General features: G+C 36.5%; 18 protein-coding genes. 6 read left to right on the forward strand and 12 right to left on the reverse strand.

The window, feature by feature from the left end:
* Positions 1-140: 140 nt before the first annotated feature.
* The 4 genes from AADH04_RS15155 to AADH04_RS15170 all read right to left on the reverse strand — a co-directional run bounded on the left by AADH04_RS15155 (position 141) and on the right by AADH04_RS15170 (position 4,329).
* A complete protein-coding gene (locus tag AADH04_RS15155; RefSeq protein ID WP_434778115.1) occupies positions 141-2,192 on the reverse strand; it encodes a hypothetical protein in 2,052 nt (683 codons plus the stop codon).
* A 51-nt stretch (positions 2,193-2,243) separates the two neighbouring features.
* Complete coding sequence (locus AADH04_RS15160; protein ID WP_434778116.1) at positions 2,244-2,870, reverse strand: hypothetical protein; 627 nt, start codon at positions 2,868-2,870, stop codon at positions 2,244-2,246.
* 113 nt (positions 2,871-2,983) lie between these two features.
* Entirely contained in the window at positions 2,984-3,685 is a 702-nt protein-coding gene (locus AADH04_RS15165; RefSeq protein WP_434778117.1) for a PspA/IM30 family protein, read from the reverse strand.
* Positions 3,686-3,696: 11 nt separating this feature from the next.
* Positions 3,697-4,329, reverse strand: a complete 633-nt coding sequence (locus AADH04_RS15170; protein WP_434778118.1) for a YjfI family protein — start codon at positions 4,327-4,329, stop codon at positions 3,697-3,699.
* A gap of 240 nt (positions 4,330-4,569) precedes the next feature.
* On the opposite strand from AADH04_RS15170, the gene AADH04_RS15175 reads away from it, so the two are divergent.
* Complete coding sequence (locus AADH04_RS15175; RefSeq protein WP_434778119.1) at positions 4,570-5,466, forward strand: pirin family protein; 897 nt, start codon at positions 4,570-4,572, stop codon at positions 5,464-5,466.
* A 42-nt stretch (positions 5,467-5,508) separates the two neighbouring features.
* Here the strand turns inward: AADH04_RS15175 and AADH04_RS15180 are convergent, their stop codons facing one another.
* Entirely contained in the window at positions 5,509-6,078 is a 570-nt protein-coding gene (locus AADH04_RS15180) for a hypothetical protein (RefSeq protein ID WP_434778120.1), read from the reverse strand.
* A gap of 272 nt (positions 6,079-6,350) precedes the next feature.
* Here AADH04_RS15180 and AADH04_RS15185 point away from each other — a divergent pair, with 272 nt between their 5' ends.
* Genes AADH04_RS15185 through AADH04_RS15195 form a run of 3 tightly spaced genes read left to right on the forward strand, consistent with a single transcriptional unit; the run spans position 6,351 to position 11,323 of the window.
* Positions 6,351-7,421: an HlyD family secretion protein gene (locus AADH04_RS15185; protein WP_434778121.1), complete on the forward strand. Its 1,071-nt coding sequence runs from the start codon at positions 6,351-6,353 to the stop codon at positions 7,419-7,421.
* A gap of 9 nt (positions 7,422-7,430) precedes the next feature.
* Positions 7,431-10,193 carry a ribosome-associated ATPase/putative transporter RbbA gene (gene rbbA, locus AADH04_RS15190; protein WP_434778122.1) on the forward strand — a complete coding sequence of 921 codons (2,763 nt, stop codon included), beginning with the start codon at positions 7,431-7,433 and terminating at the stop codon, positions 10,191-10,193.
* A 2-nt stretch (positions 10,194-10,195) separates the two neighbouring features.
* Entirely contained in the window at positions 10,196-11,323 is a 1,128-nt protein-coding gene (locus tag AADH04_RS15195) for an ABC transporter permease (protein ID WP_434778123.1), read from the forward strand.
* Positions 11,324-11,328: 5 nt separating this feature from the next.
* Here the strand turns inward: AADH04_RS15195 and AADH04_RS15200 are convergent, their stop codons facing one another.
* The 4 genes from AADH04_RS15200 to AADH04_RS15215 all read right to left on the reverse strand — a co-directional run bounded on the left by AADH04_RS15200 (position 11,329) and on the right by AADH04_RS15215 (position 16,826).
* Positions 11,329-12,270, reverse strand: coding sequence for a TIGR01777 family oxidoreductase (locus AADH04_RS15200; RefSeq protein ID WP_434778124.1), 942 nt, complete (start codon positions 12,268-12,270; stop codon positions 11,329-11,331).
* Positions 12,271-12,384: 114 nt separating this feature from the next.
* Positions 12,385-12,915, reverse strand: a complete 531-nt coding sequence (locus tag AADH04_RS15205) for a GbsR/MarR family transcriptional regulator (RefSeq protein ID WP_434779863.1) — start codon at positions 12,913-12,915, stop codon at positions 12,385-12,387.
* A gap of 116 nt (positions 12,916-13,031) precedes the next feature.
* A complete protein-coding gene (locus AADH04_RS15210) occupies positions 13,032-15,335 on the reverse strand; it encodes an autotransporter outer membrane beta-barrel domain-containing protein (RefSeq protein ID WP_434778125.1) in 2,304 nt (767 codons plus the stop codon).
* A gap of 627 nt (positions 15,336-15,962) precedes the next feature.
* Positions 15,963-16,826 (reverse strand): PhzF family phenazine biosynthesis protein, encoded by an 864-nt coding sequence (locus AADH04_RS15215; protein ID WP_434778126.1) that lies wholly within the window; start codon positions 16,824-16,826, stop codon positions 15,963-15,965.
* A gap of 472 nt (positions 16,827-17,298) precedes the next feature.
* On the opposite strand from AADH04_RS15215, the gene AADH04_RS15220 reads away from it, so the two are divergent.
* Entirely contained in the window at positions 17,299-17,934 is a 636-nt protein-coding gene (locus AADH04_RS15220; protein WP_434778127.1) for a thermonuclease family protein, read from the forward strand.
* 63 nt (positions 17,935-17,997) lie between these two features.
* Here the strand turns inward: AADH04_RS15220 and AADH04_RS15225 are convergent, their stop codons facing one another.
* Complete coding sequence (locus AADH04_RS15225; protein ID WP_434778128.1) at positions 17,998-18,225, reverse strand: DDE-type integrase/transposase/recombinase; 228 nt, start codon at positions 18,223-18,225, stop codon at positions 17,998-18,000.
* Positions 18,226-18,417: 192 nt separating this feature from the next.
* Between AADH04_RS15225 and AADH04_RS15230 the strand changes: the two genes are divergently transcribed.
* Positions 18,418-18,633 (forward strand): hypothetical protein, encoded by a 216-nt coding sequence (locus AADH04_RS15230; protein WP_434778129.1) that lies wholly within the window; start codon positions 18,418-18,420, stop codon positions 18,631-18,633.
* A 60-nt stretch (positions 18,634-18,693) separates the two neighbouring features.
* On the opposite strand, the gene AADH04_RS15235 is transcribed toward AADH04_RS15230, so the two are convergent.
* Both AADH04_RS15235 and AADH04_RS15240 read right to left on the reverse strand, forming a co-directional pair.
* Positions 18,694-19,110, reverse strand: a complete 417-nt coding sequence (locus AADH04_RS15235; protein WP_434778130.1) for a hypothetical protein — start codon at positions 19,108-19,110, stop codon at positions 18,694-18,696.
* Positions 19,111-19,426: 316 nt separating this feature from the next.
* Positions 19,427-19,888, reverse strand: a complete 462-nt coding sequence (locus AADH04_RS15240) for a hypothetical protein (RefSeq protein WP_434778131.1) — start codon at positions 19,886-19,888, stop codon at positions 19,427-19,429.
* Positions 19,889-20,050: the final 162 nt, after the last annotated feature.

Consider the following 20,050-nt stretch of genomic DNA (forward strand, 5'->3'; position numbering starts at 1 on the left):
AAGTGTTATGTCATCAATACAGCCAATGAATACAAATGAATAAACAATTTATGATTCATTTATAATGTATATCTTAGATAAAATCTTAAAAAGGAGAAAATATCTGTGTAAACAGCTATTTTCTCCTAAATTTAAGTGGCTTACTCTTTAGAATTACTGAATAAATCACCAATATTACCGTTTGAGCCTTTATCACCACCCAATAAACGGGCAATTAAGTCTTGTACAACAGGGCTTTTTCCTACAACACCTTCAATACCCTTGCCAATAGACAATGATTTAGCAAATGCGTTGAAGTAGTCACCGCCACCACCAACAAGTTCAACTTTCGCTTTAGATAAAGCCGCAGCCAATACTTCTGCTTGCTCTTTAGCGATTTCTTTATTAGCAGAAATAGCAGCAAGTGCTTGATCAAAGTCTTTTTCAAGCTGCATACGGAATTCTTCATGTGCTCGAGTGTTATCACTTAATGAATTCATGGCAGCAAATTTCTTAGCCAAACCCTCTGATTCAGCATTTAATCTGTCTAGTAAGAACTGAGCTTCTGCAACACCCTGTTCTTTGGTGATACGTGCTTTAGTCAAACCTATTTGCTCTTCACCTCGAGCTTGGGCAGATAGTTTTTCTTGTAACATTTTGGCTTCAGCCAAACCATCTTTTTCTTTAGCATCTGCTTTAGCTTCAATCACACGCGCTTCAGCCAAACCTTTTTCCTGCTCGCCTTTAGCTTCTGCAATCAGCAACTCAGCTTGAATACGCGCATTGGCCAAACCATCTTTTTCTTTTGCCGCAGCAGTCACTTCTAACACACGCGCATCAGCCAAGCCTGGTGCGGCTCTTTCAGCCTCAACACCTTGAGCCATACGAATTTTAGCTTCAGCTTGTTTTGCAGCCGCTTCAAGTTCTGCTTGAGCTAAGGTATTGATTTCAACTGCTTTATGTTTGGAACGCTCTTCATCAGCTTCAGCTTGTTTAACTTGACGCACCAACTCTTGTTCAGCTTGGGCTTCTGCTTCAAGAATAGCCACTTGTTTTAAACGTTCAGCTTCTGATACAACACGTACATCTTTAATACGTTCTTCTTCTTGAGCCACTGTTTTTTCTACCACAACACGTTCACGAATCACATTGGCAATTTCTTTGCGTTCACCTTCTAACGCTTTTTCTTTATCTATGCGTTGTAATTCAACTTCACGTTCACGAGCAACCACTTCCAATTCTTTAGCACGCGTTACTTTTTCTATCTCAACCACAACCGCACGTTGGCGATTTTGCTCTGCTACTTCTACTTCACGTTGTTGATTTTGCGTGCGCACATCAATTTGCTCTTGTGTGGCAATACGAGCTTCTTCTGCTTTTAGTCTTTGTTGTTCAACAACCATTTGCGTTTCAGCTTCTTCACGTGCTTGAGTACTTTCAATTTCACGTTTTTGTTGTGCCTCTGCTGTTGCTTGTTGACGCTCTAAAGCTAAAGAAGCTTCTTTTGCTTCTACGTCTTTTTTCTGTATTGCTAATTCAGCGTTACGGTTTAATTCATTGGTTGCCACACTTTCACGTGCAGTAAGCTCTGTAATTTTACGAATACCCTCAGCATCTTGAATTTTGTTTTTATCCAATAATTCCATCGGTGTTTGTTCTAAATAATCAATGGCCACATCTTCAAGTGCATAACCATTTAAATCTTCACCAATAATTTGCACAATACGGTCACGGAAATTTTGGCGCTCATCAAATAATTGCTCAAAATTAAACTGTTTACCCACTGTTTTCAATGCTTCTGAAAATTTAGCATTAAACAATTCATCCATGGCATTATGATCGGATGCACGATTTACCCCAATAGATTTGGCTACTTTTAACACATCTTCGCGTGTTTCATTCACTCTAAGATAAAAAGCAACTGTAATATCAGCACGTAAGTTATCTTTACAAATAAGCCCGTCTTTACCTCGACGATCCACTTGTAAAGTCACCAAAGAAATTTTCATAAACTCTTTGATATGAATCACTGGGAACACAAAAGAACCAGTAAAGGTTACTTTTGGTTGACTTAAAAATAAACCATTTTTAATCAATGCGGTGCCCTGAGGTACTTTGGTATAAAACATTTTGAGTAAAGCCAAACTACCCAATAAAATTACAACAACAGCCCCAACACAAACGACAACAAAAATAATTGACTCTACTCTCATGAAAACTCCCTTAAATTACAAAACAATAGTTCTATTAATAGCAAATATAACCTATATACCATTAAACTCATCTTCGCTAATCACATGATAAGCTTGTATATCATCTAAAAACTCTAATAAAACGACCTTATCTCCTTGCTTAAACCCTTGAGATTCCTCCGCACGTATTTTAAGAATCAAGCCAGCACCGCCATCATCCATAATAGCCTCGCCATACTTCATATTTACACTAGAACTACGAACCGTTACAACCCGCCCAATAAAATGTTTATTGCTAGGTGCTTCCTGACTTTTAAGACTAAACCGCAAAGGGCGACAAACCAATGCTGTGAAATAGACAGCAACTATCAAAGCAACAATAAAAACCACTATGCCTAAAGGGTAATAAATAATTGCCAAACCGACACGATTAAGTATCCAACTTTGCAATAAAAAAGAAGTCATCCACCCAAAAAGCGATAAACATGAAACCACAATGGTTATGGGTACGCCACCTAGCCCAAAGCGGGATAAAAACCCAACCGCCTCACCAACTGTAATATCGCCATCTACATCCACATCTGCATCAAATCCAAACAAGCCAAATGCCGTAAATAACCAAAGGATAAGACTTATACAGAAAAAAATACTAAAAATAATTGTTGGAAAAGATAATGCACTGTTTAAAAATTCTGTCATAAGTCTACTCCTAAATTTAAAAAGGATAAGGCCGTATCAAGATGAGATGAACGGTCATCCTTTTCCTAAACTATAGGGCGGCCTAAAGGCTATTTATTTTTAATATTTTTACACTACTCATCAGCAGTTTTTTTATTCTTCAGCCTTGCCAAAACACTGTCTGCACTATAAGCATCAGGAATGATACCTGCATCACGCAATTTATGCTCAAGCTGTGCATCAGCGTCTTCTAAATTTGCCAACTCATTCGATGCTTCCATTTTGGCTGCACGTTCAGCCTGCTGTTTTTTAATTCGTTCTAGGGATTCCAAAGCAGTATGCATTCTTGCTTGAGACCCTCCGTAGCTTTTTGACACAGCCATTTGTGCTTTTTGTACATTTTCTGTTGCACGTACAGTATCAGCTTGTTGTTTCATACGCTTAATATGTGCTTCTGTTTGAATAACCGCTTTACGCAATTGCTCCACGCTGGTTGCATAACTATTTGTTTGCGACTCAGATTCTGCCAATAGCCCTTCTAAATTGGCAATTTTACCAGCAACTTCTTTTGCCAAGTCCTCATTGTCAGCGTCTAAAGCTTGTAAAGTATATCGCTCATACTCAGCAATTTTGTCTTGATATTTTTTTACTTCAACAGCCGCTAATTTTTGCTTAGCCATAATTTCTGCAAGTGCTTCTTTTGAGCGACGCAATTCAGCATCTGCATCACGAATTTCTTGGTCAAGGATACGTAAAGCCTGACTGTCAAGAAGCGTCTCTCCTACTTCATGAGCGCCTCCGCGTAAAGCAGTTACCATTTTATTCCAGATACTCATTTTTCTCTCCTTTAGCCCAAATCAGAAAACTCTTTAAGGTGGCTGGCATATGCTTCTGTTGCCTTAATAATGTTATCTGCTAATGTTTCAATTTCTACGACAATATTCTCTAATAATGATGCAGCACCTAAAGCGCCGAACATAATATAATAACTTAAACCTTCTACAGGCGCCTCTAATGCAATGCTTGATAATGGAAATAACTTATGAGTTCTTAACACAGCATCATTAAATTTAACCACGTCTTTAACTTCATTTTCTTTCCACAAAGTTCCTTCAACAACAATTTGTGCTCCAGAAACAGCAATAAATAAAGGTAACTCACCATAATCATGCATCACAACATATAAAATAGGGTCAGTACATTCAAGCAATTGAACCGTCGCTCTTTTTTCCCTAAATAATGGTGCGCTTAATAATGCTGCATACAATGAGCTGGCCGTCCAATTTTGTGATGTTTGCATTGAATTCTCCTCTTGCTTTATTAATTCTTCGTCAATACTGGATTGACGTAACTGATGCTCAATACTACTCAAGGTATTTGCATGTTTCGGCAAAATCCAAATTTCTTTTTTAATCAAGCCTTGCTCACGTAAACGTTGACGATAAAGGCGTTGATAATATGCAGATGATTTTCTTTCCATGACGTTATTTTATCAAAAAATCATCACATGTCAAACAAAATTTGTTACATGTAATGATTTTTTCTCTCCTGTAATAAATAAACAACACATAACCTAAAAATAATGATAAAAATAAGGTTACCCTTATAAATTTTTCTATTTTTAAGTGCTAAAAATAATGAATGATCAATTTTATCAAAAAAAACACTATTTACTGTTACACTTTAATAATAATTTCACCAACACTAAAAAATGATGAAAATGGCTTATCAAGAAAAAATCAATTTACGTACAACTACTTTGGGTGAAGGTTTCACTATTAAGCGAGCCTTACCAAATAAAAAACAACGCATGATTGGTGCGTGGTGTTTCTTAGATCATGCAGGCCCCATTTCATTTCAACCTGGCCAAGCGATGCATGTTGGTCCACACCCTCATATTGGCTTACAAACATTTACATGGATGATTCAAGGCGAAGTCTTACATCAAGACAGTTTGGGTTATGAACAAATCATCAGTCCGGGCCAAGTTAATCTTATGACCGCGGGAAATGGTATTACTCATGCAGAAAACACCCTAGATGAACAAAGTGGTGTATTACATCTGGCACAATTATGGATTGCCTTACCTGAAAAACAACGGCAAATGCCGCCTAAATTTGAGCACTACACTCATTTGCCTATTATCCAACAAAATGGCTTTACCATCACTTTATTGGTTGGTTCTTTACTGAAAAAAATATCTCCTGTTCATGTTTATACACCATTAATAGCAGCGGATCTGATGTGTACAGAAGAATCCGTTTTCAATTTTCCTTTAAACCCTAATTTTGAATATGGTGTGCTTATTTTGGCAGGAGAAGCGACAATTGATGGGGAATTATTTTCTAAAGAACATCTGCTATATCTTAGCACAGGTCATCAACATATCCATTTACAGGCAAAAAATGCAAGAGTACTGATCATTGGTGGCGAACCATTTACAGAAGATAGGATTATCTGGTGGAATTTTGTGGCACCCACTCAAGCAGAAATTGAGACAGCAGTACATCAGTGGAAAACTGGGCAACATTTCCAAACTGTACCCAATGCACAAGGTCAACCTTTACCCGTTCCTGAATTAGCAGGTATTAAATTAAAATCGAATTTGAACCATTAAAGTGAAAGAAGAGAGTACAAATAGACTCTCTTCTTTATCATTTTACTTTCCTCTACCAACTTCAGAAACACACAAAGCCTTCATCTTGATATCATATATCGCATCGCATGTACCTTTTCCTTGTTTAGCAAAACAAAATACTTTTTGATCCAAATCCTCAATTAAATCACAACGCTCTTCTTTTTCTACATCTATTTGACATTGAACTTTTAAATCGTTATCTCGTATTGATGAACAACGCCCTTTCCCTTGTGTAGCATAACAATATGCTCGTTTATCAGAATCTCGAATTGAAATACATTTACCTTTCCCTTGCTCTGCATTACATTGCGCTTTTAAATCACTATCACGTATATAGGAACAAGAACCATTTCCTTGTGTTGCATTGCAATATTTTCTTTTATCTTGATTTAGAATAGAAGAGCAACTTCCTTTTCCTTGCTCTGCATTACATTGGCCTCTTAAATCATTACTGCGAATTGCGGCACAACTTCCTTTATTTTGCTTAGCATAACAATATGCTCTTTGATCTTTGCTTTGAATAGAACCACAATTTGCACTCACATAAGTGCTAATAAGAGTAAAAAATAAAACAATAAACAACTTTTTCATTACTTAAATGACCTTCATAAATAAATAATGGTGCCCATAGTAATACTATATATTCCGTTTGTATAGATATTAATCAACATATGCTTACTTACTGCTATTCAACCAAAGTGATTAACGGTACAATGGTATAAAGTTTTCATTTTAGCTGAAGTATATTTTTTAAAACTTAAGTTACTTAAAAAAATAAAAATTTAATCATAATCAACATACCTAATTTTAACGTTTAAAATTTAGTTATCTACTATCTGGCTATATTAAGGGGCGACACCATTATGAAGCTTGCTCGAAAAAAATTATTTCTCATCATTGCCATTCTGATTTTGTTCATTGGTGCTTATTTTATTTGGCAGACCTTAAATAAGGATGAACTTGAAGAAGGTTTTATTAGTGGCAATGGACGAATAGAAGCCACACAAATAGACATAGCAACAAAACTTGCTGGTCGCATTGATCAGGTTCTGGTACAAGAAGGTGATTTTGTCAAAGCAGGCCAACCATTAGCCAGTATGCAAATTCAAACACTTGACGCACAATTAAAAGAAGCACAAGCACGCTATCAAGAGGCATTAAATGCTTTAGCCAATGCCAAAGCACAAATCACTTTACGCCAAAGTGACAAAGCGGCAACTGAAGCTGTTGTTGCCCAAAGAGAAAGTGAATTAGATGCGGCTCAAAAAAGGTTAAACCGAACCAATGCCATCGCTAAAGAAGGCGCAATCTCTGCTCAAGAATTAGATGATAACAAGGCACAAACACGTAGCATGAAAGCAGCTGTCACAGCATCCAAAGCACAAGTTGCTTCAGCACAAGCGGCAATTGATGCTGCCCGAGCCCAAGCAACAGGGGCAGAATCATCAGTTAAAGCGGCCCAAGCAACCATTGCCCGTATTCAAGCTGATATTGATGACAGTCAACTGGTTGCCCCCAAAGATGGCCGTATCCAATACCGTATTGCACAACCTTCTGAAGTATTGGGTGCAGGAGGCAAAGTGCTGAGCATGATTGATTTATCAGATGTTTATATGACTTTTTTCTTGCCAGAAGAAGCCGCTGGAAAAGTAGCATTAGGGGCACAAGCGCGTATTGTTTTAGATGCAGCCCCTGATTATGTTATTCCGGCAACCATTTCTTTCATTGCCAGTAATGCTCAATTCACCCCTAAAACAGTGGAAACCCAAGCGGAAAGACAAAAATTGATGTTTCGGGTAAAAGCACAAATCAGCAAAGAATTACTCCAAAAACACATCAATCAGGTAAAAACAGGTTTACCTGGTGTTGCTTGGATCAAGTTAGACCCAAATAAACAATGGCCCGATCAATTGCAAAAGAAACTTTTACAATAAAGAATCATCATGACAAGCCCTGTCTTATCTTCCTCTGTTGTGGTTCAACTAGATAACGTCAGTTTACGTTATGGGAAAACTTTAGCTTTAGATCATATTAATCTAACCATTCCGGCAGGTTTGATGGTAGGGATGATTGGCCCTGATGGTGTTGGCAAATCCAGCTTGTTATCATTAGTTGCAGGTGCACGAGTCATACAAGAAGGCTCTATTAATGTACTTGGTGGAGAGATGAGCAGTAAAGAGCATCGGAATAATATATGCCCTCTTATTGCTTATATGCCCCAAGGTTTAGGCAAAAACTTATACCCAACCTTATCTGTTGAAGAAAATTTACAGTTTTTTGCCCGCTTATTTGGCCATAATGCACAAGAGCGACGACGACGAATTGACAACTTAACCCGTAGTACAGGGCTATATCCATTTTTATCCAGACCAGCAGGTAAATTATCTGGTGGCATGAAACAAAAGCTGGGACTATGTTGTGCGTTGATCCATGATCCAGATCTGCTTATTTTGGACGAACCCACAACAGGGGTTGACCCGCTTGCTCGCGCTCAATTTTGGGATTTAATCGACAAAATCCGTTTAGAGCGCAGCAATATGAGCGTGATTGTTGCCACAGCCTATATGGATGAGGCACAACGCTTTAAATGGCTCGTGGCAATGGACGAAGGAAAAATTCTGGCCACAGGCACACCTGATGAGTTACTTGAAAAAACCCAAACAACTTCATTAGAAAACGCTTTTATTAAACTGTTACCAGAAGAAAAGCGACGGGGTTACACAACCGTAGAAGTACCACCTTTGCCGCAATCGGAACAAATAGACATTGCTATTGAAGCCAAAGATCTGACCATGCGCTTTGGTGATTTTGTAGCAGTTGATCATGTTAATTTTCGAATTCGTCGCGGCGAGATATTTGGTTTTTTAGGCTCCAATGGTTGTGGCAAATCAACAACCATGAAAATGTTAACAGGGTTGCTTCCTGCCAGTGAAGGAAAAGCTTGGCTATTTGGACATGAAGTTGACCCAGAAGACATTAATACCCGCAAACGTGTGGGCTATATGTCTCAGGCCTTTTCTTTATATAGTGAATTAACTGTCTCACAAAATCTAATCTTACATGCCCGCCTATTCCATGTTCCTGAGCATGAGATTCCTGCTCGTGTGACAGAAATGACCGAACGTTTTAACCTGACACATGTTTTAAATAATCTACCAGATAGCTTGCCATTAGGTTTAAGACAGCGCCTGTCTTTAGCCGTTGCTATGGTGCATAAACCAGAACTCTTAATTTTAGATGAGCCTACATCAGGCGTAGACCCCATTGCTCGAGATAATTTTTGGCGATTGCTCATTGAACTGTCCAGAAAAGATCAAGTTACCATCTTTATTTCGACCCATTTTATGAATGAGGCAGAGCGTTGTGACCGTATATCACTCATGCATGCAGGCAAAGTATTAGACAGTGATACCCCTGAAGCTCTCGTTAACAAACGAAATGCAACCACCTTAGAAGAAGCCTTTATTGGCTATTTAGTTGATGCGGGCGCTGGCACAGACACAGAATCAGACAACAACTTGTCCATTCAGACACAAGAAACCATACAAGCAAACAAAAAAATAGAACCCTTAAAACTAAAAGGATTTCATCTGGAACGCGCCATCAGTTATATGTGGCGAGAAACACTTGAACTAAGAAGAGACCCCGTCAGAGCAACCCTTGCACTTATTGGCTCTATGCTCTTAATGTTTGTTATGGGTTTTGGGATCAGCATGGATGTAGAAGACTTAAATTATGCTGTATTAGACCGAGACCAAAGTCTTTTGAGTCAAAATTACATACTAAATTTATCTGGTTCTCGTTATTTTAACGAAAAAGCCCCCATCCAAGATTATGCTGAACTGGATAAACGTATGCGTAATGGCGATATTTCCTTAGCCATTGAAATTCCGCCTAATTTTGCACTCGATGTACAAAAAGGCAGCCCTGTCAGTATTGGCGCTTGGGTTGATGGTGCCATGCCACAACGCGCAGAGACCATACAAGGTTATGTCCAAGGGATTCATCAATTATGGTTGGTGGAACAGGCACAAGAAAAGTTAGGGGCACCTATCAGCAGTCATTTTAATATCGAAACCAGATTTCGTTACAACCCTGATGTAAAAAGTTTACCTGCAATCGTACCCGCGGTTATTCCCATTTTATTGTTAATGTTCCCTGCAATGTTAACAGCTTTGTCTGTAGTACGAGAAAAAGAAATGGGCTCCATCATTAACCTATACGTGACACCTGTTACCCGTACCGAATTTTTAATTGGCAAACAAATACCCTATGTTGTGTTAGCCATGTTTAATTTTCTTTTAATGACATTGCTGGCCGTAACCTTATTTGATGTCCCAATAAAAGGCAGTATTTTAACTTTAGCCTTGGCAACCTTTATTTACTGCATTATTACAACAGGTGTTGGTTTACTGGCTTCTACATTTACACGCAGCCAAATTGCGGCCATGTTTTTTACGCTGGTGGGCACACTGATTCCCGCTATTCAATTTGCGGGCATGATCAACCCTGTTTCCTCTTTAGAAGGTGGCGGAAAAATAATAGGAGAGGTTTACCCAGCAACCCATATGCTCATCATCAGCAGAGGAGTATTCAGTAAAGCCCTTAATATTACTGATTTATATGGCTCTTTTGCTATGTTACTCATTGTACTGCCCATAATATTAATACTGTCTGTTATATTGTTAAAAAAACAGGAAAACTGACCATGAAACAAGAATTAATCAATATTTATCGGTTAGGTGTAAAAGAACTTTGGAGCCTAATACGAGACCCTATTTTACTGGTCTTAATTGCATTTACCTTTACCGTTTCTGTTTATACCGCAGCAACAGCCGTACCAGATAGCCTACATATGGCACAAGTTGCCATTGTGGATGAAGATAACTCTACCTTATCAGCAAGAATTGCTTCTGCTTTTTACCCCCCACACTTTTCTCACCCAAACATGATTCAATTAGATCAAATGGATCATGGCATGGACACAGGAGATTTTACCTTCGTAATGGATATCCCTCCCGAATTCCAACAAGATTTATTGGCGGGTAAAACACCCACGATACAACTGAATGTTGATGCTACACGGATGAGCCAATCGTTTACAGGAAACGGCTATATCCAACAAATAGTCACTGGTGAAATCAATGAATTTTTGACCCGTTATCGAGCCAACCCGACCTTACCTGTTGACCTTGCTTTGCGTATGCGCTTTAACCCCACCCTAACCCAAGCATGGTTTGGTGCCTTAATGGAAGTGATTAACCAAATTACCATGCTTTCTATTATTTTAACTGGTGCAGCCTTAATCAGAGAAAGAGAAAAAGGCACAATTGAACACCTACTGGTTATGCCAGTGACGCCAAAAGAAATTATGATCTCTAAAGTATGGTCTATGGGGTTAGTTGTTTTGGTTTCTGCAGCATTATCGTTAACTTTTGTGGTTCGTGGTGCCCTTAGCATTCCCATAGAGGGTTCCATGGCCTTATTTTTATGTGGCGCTGCTTTACACCTATTTGCAACCACTTCAATGGGGATATTCCTTGCAACCATCGCACGCAATATGCCCCAATTTGGGATGCTATTGATGTTGGTTTTATTGCCACTACAAATGCTTTCAGGTGGAATGACACCAAGAGAAAGCATGCCCGAGCTGGTACAAACCATAATGTCTTTGGCGCCAACCACCCATTTTATCGAACTGGGACAAGCTATTTTATATAGAGGTGCAGGTTTTGATGTCGTATGGAGCTCTTTCTTATGGCTCATTGCCATTGGCAGTGTGTTTTTTATATTCTCATTAAGAAGGTTTCGAAAAACCATCAGCCAAATGGCTTAACCCCCTTAAATCAGATTTTCGATGGCTTTGGATAAATCAGTAAATTGAAACTCATAACCAGCATCAACCAATTTTTGTGCACTGACTCTTTGGCCTTCGACCAATAACCCAGCTTGTTCACCCAACAATAAATTCATTATGGCTTTAGAAACCCATAAAAAAGTAGGACGATGTAATAACTTAGCACAGATTTTTCTAAAATCATCTTGTGTAACAGGTTTGGGTGCAACAAAATTAAAAACCTGTACACCTTGTTGATTTTGAGCACGTATCAACCACGCCATGATCCCAACCACATCATCAATATGAATCCAACTCATTACCTGTTTACCTGAACCTAAACGACTAGCACCCCCTAATTTTGTTTGTAATAATAAAGGAGGTAATGCACCTTGATGACCAAGAATAAAACCAAAACGCATCATCACTACTGGCACACCATATTGCTGAACCGCTTTTGCAGTCTCTTCCCAAGCCTGACACAAATAAGACATAAAAATATTCTGCCCCTTTGCTTCTTCCGTTAAAAAAGATGAATCATTTTGATCCTGTATGCCATAGTACCCAATAGCAGAAGCATTCAACATTAATTTCGGTTTATGGTTTAAGTTACCTATCCAAGCAACTAATTTTTGGGTTAAATTTTGGCGGCTATCCAACAATATTTTTTTACGTTTTGTTGTCCAACGCCAACCAATAATTCTGGCTCCAGCAAGATTAATCACAATATCAAAAATATCATTTTTATCAATTTGCTCAAAAGATGAGACAAACCGTACCTTTTGCCCAAATAATTTTTCAGCTTTCATGCTGTCTCGAGTAAGCAAGGTGACTTGATGCCCATCTTTTATTAATGCCTGAATTAAAGATTGCCCAACAAACCCTGTACCACCAGTAATCAAATAAGATTGTTTTATATGTTTTTGGTTTAAAAAGCTGTGTGACATTATATTCTCCAAAATTTTAATTTTTCGAAATTTCTGTTATTTTAGAAATATTATAATAAAAAAATCAGCCTTTAATAGGCATCTAAAAATACACCTTCTTCCAAAAAAACCTAATTATTTTGCATCACTACGAATCAGTTTTTGAATTTTAGCCCCTAACTTCATGACTTTTAATAAAGTTTCAGGAGACAAACGCAACATTTCATCGGCCCAACTATTCATGGTTTTCATTAAAACCAGAGTGTCTTGTATGCGTTTTTGAACTTCGGCATCTTCTTGCTTAAAATCATCACTATCCACACACTCTTGCAACATGAGTACAGTAGGATCAAACTCACGCTCTTTGCGCTCTGTAAAAATAGCCCTAACCAAAGCCCAAACATCTTTTGAGGTTTCAAAATAATCACGCCTATCCCCCATATGGTGCACCACATGGATTAAATGCCAGCTTTGAAGTTCTTTCAAACTGTTACTGACATTAGAACGTGCAATATTTAATGTTGCCGAAATTTCTTCTGCATTCAATGGCTTTTCAGCCAAAAACAATAAGGCATGAATTTGCGCCACCGTGCGGTTAACACCCCACTTTGACCCCATTTCTCCCCAATGAAGAATAAATTTTTGTGCAATCGGTTTTAATTCCATCATGGTGCCAATATAACGCCCCTCTTAATTTCTGTCAATACAGAAATTATATAAATCGCAGACAAAAAATAAGCCATTTTTTAATAAATGGCTTATTTTTTTATTTAACTCAATTTTTACCAACTAAAGCGATACCCGCCATTTAACTTCCATAGTTGTTTAAAGTAACCACCACTACTGCGTTCAACATCTATATAAAGATGATGTTGATTATTAATAGCAGCACTCATGCCCACACCATAAACCCACCAAGAATCGCCCAAATCAGCATTAATCTGATCTTCATTCATTCGGCTTTTAAGCTGAGCCTCAAACTCATGAACATAAGAAGATTTTGCATAAAAATTAACTGGCTGATCATTTTTTACCGTATAACCAGCTAAAAAACCAAGTCGACCCAATGTTGAATGATAACGATCAAAGTTAATGTCCATACCATTAGATGCAGTAAACTGATTACCAGACATTCTACCAAAGGTTATTTGCGCTTGAGGTTCCACATACCACCCATCCTTACTCACTTGATCAAAATAAGCTTGATAACCTACTTCAGTGCTCCAGCTAATATGATCATGATTCGTACCAGAATGAATCGTTTTGCCCATGTTATCTTTTAAATCAAAGCTTTGTTTTTGTTTACCAACTTTTAAAAGATTATCAACATAAAAACCATTGTCTTTAATATAAGTGCCATAAACACCTACATAATAAGAATCAATATCACCTTTACCCTTTTGATAAGATTGTTCACTACGGGTGTGCCCAAAAGTACCACCAAGGTAGAAACGATCTGAATCAAAAACAGGTAAAAGCGCATCTGCACCAATTTGAACCCCATTAAATTTTTGATGGAAACGACTTAATTGACCATTTTGATCAACCTCATTTTCACTGAAAAACATGCGAGCCCAAACATTGGCTTGATCATTTTGTTTTTGTTGATTAGGTTGTCTTAACTCCCCCATACGCTGTAATAATGTTTGTGTTTCAGCATGATTCATTAAATAACCAGCACGTACATCATTGATAACCGTATCGGCTGTTGGCGTTAATGTTTTTTCTTCTTTTTGATACAGAACCCAGTCTGCCCCTGACTGTTTGATATCATATTGATAAGCACCAATATTAGCCAACTGAGGCATGGTAAAAGTAGTGCCGTCTACAACACCATTTGTTTTGACAACTGCTTGTTCATAGGTACTGGCAACATTGCCTGTTCCTGTATCTGCAATGGAGACCGTATGATTGCCTTGAGCACCATTAGGATCTGTCACATGCAAAACCGCCCCTGTTCCCGCAGCAATATCAGTTGTTAAAAGAAAATGACCATTACCTTTTAACGTATTGATATAGGAGCTTTCTGTCAACTGCCAATTACTCCCTACCCCTTGAAAATTCAAATCAATTCGTCCTGCTGTAAACCCAGCAGGCAGTGTAGTAACTGAGTAATTATCCATTTTTCCAGTAATATATGAACCAGGTAATAAATTAAAAGAAACCTCCCCTGTATTCACTGCCTCTGTATTTCCAGAAATAATCGAAGTGCCATTAATTAAAACTTTGCCCTCTATTGCTTCAATAACATTATTTGTACCTGCTGAAACCAAATGACTGCTGCCATCAATTCTAATCTCAGAAAAAGGCAAACGGGAGTCAATTGCAATGCCATCAGTCATATTGATGTTCAAGCCATCTTTAAAATGGATTAGGCTTGACGTTTGTGTACCGCCTGGAGCAATATCCTGAGTTGAAATTCCGCGAGATTGGCTTCCTGTCATTTGAATTGAAACTGGTTTGTCAAAAACAAGCTCTGGCCCATCACCATTAGGGTTCCCTTGTTGCGTAACAATACCATAACTATTGTCACCATAAGCATTAATCACAAGCTCATCTTTAAAATACGCTTTGCCCCCAGTTGCTGAGGTACTGTATGCCATGACACCGATTGATTGACCTGTGCTGTTAATTGTTACTTTTTTATCAAAGTTTCCCACACCACCATTTACAGCATAAATACCACGCCCATCAACAAAATTAACTTCCAGCTCACTTTTTGAGATCACTTGGCCAGAGGCCATTCGAACACCGTAAAATGAATTATATCCGCCAGTCACACTCGATTGGATCACAAAAGGATTGGCAGAATTAACTGTTAAGTTTTTTCCAGAACTGGCCAATAAAGCAGTTTGACCACTGGTGCTGATATTAATTTGTGGTGCTAATAAAGCTGTAGTTGTTGCTATTTCAATATCATCAGAGACAGCTGAAACACCCGTGGTACTGTATGGAGGAAAACTTGTATCATTTAAAACAGTAAGAGCATAAGCTTGATAGATTGGTTGAGACATCAGTAAACCAATAATTAATTTTAGTTTTTTCTGATGACTTTTTTGTTGTATTTTTTTACATTGCTGATTCATAAATATTCAAAATTCACATATTCTAAAGTACCATTGTAACAGTATTTATGAATATTTTTATTATATAACAAATCAAAAAAAGTAAACAAATTTACAAAAAAACCAGTTATTTTAAACAATCATTGATTAGAGACACACCACTATTATTCATTTACTATTTTATTAGAATAGCGGGATTTTTTATCCCTTCATCAACAGCAGCACTTTGAATCAAAACCGTATCGATATTCTTTTCAATTAGCCCTTTTGCACAACTAATATTATGGCCATTTAGTAAAAAACAACCTATCAAGCTGACAAAGAAGGAAGAGGGTTATATTTTTTGTCATAGAGAAGTACAAAATATATATAATCACATATTTAAATATGGCTCATAATCTTTCTCCACTCTAAAAAAATGATCGCCATCCTCTCCTTCAACTAAATATTTTTTCCCATAAAATAATGAATTGATTGTTCTTATCCTTAAAGTAAGACATTGTAAAGGTATGTATGAATAAGTTTAAAAAAAGGTATTTCTAAATACCCTTTTCTCTATATGCTGTAACTTAATTGCTCAAGCGCATTAATAATGTCTAATAATTGTTCTTTGTCTATTAATGACTATTTTCTGATTCTCTAATTTTACTACGCTTCCCATTCGCCTTTAGCAATAAACTGAGTATTTCCTCCAATTTTAATATCAAATTCGTTTTCGGTTAATTTTCCTTGAAAATGAATTTGAGAAGGACGATTGATATAATCTCCCTGATAATTGATTAATTCAAATTCAGGTTTATGATATTTTAATAGAAAAGCCTGTAAACATGTACTTGCACTTCCTGTAGCAGCATCTTCGACCAATTGATTGTGTTCGATACATAACATTCTGCTAAAAAGTTTTGAGTCTTCTAAATAATAAAAATATAAGCCTCTGTGATTTGTTCTACAATGCTTTTTCAACCAATCATCAGTTTTATCTTTATCTAAAACCAAATTTTCCAACGCTCTGTTACTACTTAAACCAACCAGCACAAATGCGCTTCCAGTTGTAACCTCTTGGATAGGAAATTGGTTTTCAAAATCACTATTCTTCAGATTACTGAATACTGTAAAATCTTCTTTCGAAAAAATATCCCAAAATTTTGGCTGTGCCGCTTTTAACCAAATCAAATCATCTGATTGATGAATCAGGATTTCTCCAATTGGAACATTTAACTTTATATTTTCAGACGAATTATTGAATATTTTATTTATCAAAACCCATGAAGTTCCAATTATTGGATGACCTGCAAATTGCATTTCCTGAGCTGGTGTAAATATTTTAATTTCTGCCTTATTATTTTCTTTATCAAGTTTGGTCACAAAAGTGCTTTCTGCAAAATTAATTTCTCGCGAAATCTTTTGCATTGCATCTATACTTAAATTTCCAGCATCTAAAAAAACAGCCAACTGATTTCCAGAATATTTTTTATCTGTAAAAACATCAACTATATAAAAAGGTAAACTCATTTTTTTCTTTTTTCTTTGAATATATTAATGAAAATGAAAAATCAAAATCTTCAAAAAGCAGAAGACGCTTTTCTTTATTTTTCGCTCTCTCAATCGTGTGGCCTGATGTTAGTTTTCTGCTCGATTGTTTTCTCTTTTACTCTTTGTATCGATTACTGAATGAAATATCTGCTCACAATGTTTAATATAACTTTTAAATTTATCAGTAACAAGTAACCGTGGTTGTCTGTCCCTACTGTCTTAGCTTCTGTAGAAACTGTTTATCGGCTTTACTATCTAGTGACTGAAGCGATAATATAACCAAACACAATGGCTGATGATGACTGGAGGAAAACGATGGCAAAAGTAAATATTTTGAGGTTTGTTTCATAACTGAGTAATAAACTTCATGCCATTAATTTGACAGTACCCGTTTTAGTGCCAATTTAACTTATTATTACTGTAGATCTTTTTAATTATCATGTAGAATAACATGATGAAAAAATTAGTCCTAATTTCGCTATTGTTTTTAACATTTAGTCAAGCCAAAGCAACAAGCTGTCAAGTCCTTGAAGTAATAACTGGAGATACTTTTAAGTGTGTAACTGAAAATGAAAAAGTGGTAACTGTTAAGCTTTATCAAATATATGCACCTGAATTAGACCAGCCATATGGGCAACAAGCAAAAAAAATTTTATCTGGACTAATATTAGGCCAAAAAATTAGGCTTCTCGAAATGCGCCCTTATCCAGACAGTAAAGAGAACAAACGTTTTATAAATAAAGGCAGTAACAACCTAATTCTAGCTGAGATACACCTTTATTCTGAGATGAAAGACCAATTTTCTCTATATGATCTTATAAACTTCAAAATACTTGCTCAAGGATATGTTTGGTTTAAAAACTCTGAACCAAATGAACATCCATATGAACAGGTAGAAGAACAAGCTAGAAAAAACAAATATGGACTATGGGCTGACCCTAACCCTATTCCTCCTTGGAAGTGGAGAAAACAGAAAAATACTGTCAAGTTAATAAGCACAGATCAAAGTAAGTCAAACCAAATTTGTGTTTTCTCACACTTTAGATGCAACTTGACTAATCTCGCACCAGATTTTCAAACGGCGTGATACTAAAACTTTGAAGGTTTTTGCTGAGACCAAATGCCGACCTAGTTTAAAAAGATCATAGACTCAGCTAAAGTTTGTCAGAAACTGTTGTGTCTGTTTGATGGGTTTGAATTTCCTCATTTTATGTTCTCTCAATCTGGTAGCTCGAAGTGAGTTTTCTGCTTGATAGTTTACTCCTTTATTCCTCGTATGAAAGGCTAAAGGAAATAACTGAGTACAAAGCTTGATATAGCTTTTCAGTTTATCCGTAATAAGCAACCGTGGTTGACCACCAGATATATAAAACAACAATAATTATCTCATGCAGTGTGGTGTATCTAGCTTTAGATGACAATAATGCTGAAGCTCCTTGTAATAAGCTTTATAAAAAAATCATAACAACAGGCTTATGTTAACAATTTTAGTTAAAATCAATAGAGTAATATCTACATTATATAAAATACGCGCATTATAAAATCATATAACTCAAATAGATCCACGATTATGTTAACCATTAAATTACCAAAAGATATTGAGCAGCGTTTAAATACCCTAGCCCAAGAGACTAAAAGATTCTATGTTTTAGAATCTTTATCTAACGGATATAGCCTTGATGATTTAGAGAATATTCATATTGTACAATCTCGATTAGAAGCTATCCCTACGGGTCAATTTAAAACAATTGATCTTAGGGATTATGGTATTGGTGAAAATAGATGACAGTACTGTAAAAGAGTTAAAATGCTTCCCCTTAACATGCAAAGAAAAAATAATCAGACACTAATGAAATAACTCATTATCTTGTTTATACGGATAGTATTTTTTATCCTCTACAAGGAATTTAAAAAAAGCATCAATTACCCAATCCTCATAACGGCCATTTTTTTCTTTACCTTTGGGTGTATTTAACCATGAAAAGTAATCTTTTTTAATGAAATAAACACAAAACACACGCAACCCAAGTTTCTGTGCTTTTTTAATCAACTCTTCTGATCGCTTATCTTGAGGAAATTTGGCCAAATAGATAGCTGGTTCTTTATTTAATACTGCATTAGGTATAATTGAAAATTCAACCTCATAAAAATACCGTTCAATAAAGTATTGAAGATCAAAGTAACCTTGCCTCCTAGGCGGTTTAGGTGGTTTGCTTAATTTAATTGGGAAACAAGTAAAGTGATAATATGAAGATTCTGCCATAATTATGTTGATTTTTATCCAAGCGAACAAACCATACTAACTAAGTAGAGTATATATCGCAATTGGGGCAATTAACCCCACCATACTCTCTGAACATATTGCCAAATTTAGGTTGCTTACGCTCTGTCATTATTTATCTATAAGCATAAAATCAACCTATCGTATGCAGTTATCGATCAGATCTAGATAAGCCCTGTTTTTAGCTTCTTCAGCGCTTCCACATTAGATCGATGTATCAGTTTAATTCTGTCGTTTTACCTTTATTTTGTTCGGTAAAACTATTGAACAATAGGGTTTCCATCATGTTAGTTCACTTTCACGAACCAAAAAAATTATTGGCTGGACGTTTTACTTCATGAACATTAACCACATCCTCTTTATTAATCCATTTTTGGTATTCACTTCTACCAATATTTTCAAAACCTAACCCATTTCCTATCTCATCTCCTATATACAAAAGATACTGAGTATCGTTTTCTCCGATTACGGCGACCGTTACATTTTTATACTCTGCTAATGTATTTATACGGTATACTTCTTCCACATCTAAGGATGAAATGTCTTTAAAATAATAATCGGCTAAAGTGCCTGCTAATTTAGAAATATATTTCTTACCTCTAATTAAGTTATATTCAGGATAACAATACTGCTCAAAGCCATTTTCTAAGTCTTCTTTTGTATCAGAATACAATCTAAAATATGGACCTTTATCAGTAGTACCTCTGTTAATAGAGTATTCTTTCCCTTTATACAAAACATAATATCCATTTCTTATCATTTTTACTTGCCTTTCTTAATAGGGTACGAACCTCTTACCATCAAACACTCCAACTAATTCTTCTTTTCCACCAATAACTTTATACAATTCTGCTCCATTTTGTGGAGATTCCGAAAAATCTTTTGGAAACTTCCATTCTAGAATAACATCCCCATTTCTTGA

Origin of the sequence: Neisseria sp. Ec49-e6-T10 (assembly GCF_051132615.1) — a bacterium.
In the GTDB taxonomy this organism is placed as follows: Bacteria; Pseudomonadota; Gammaproteobacteria; order Burkholderiales; family Neisseriaceae.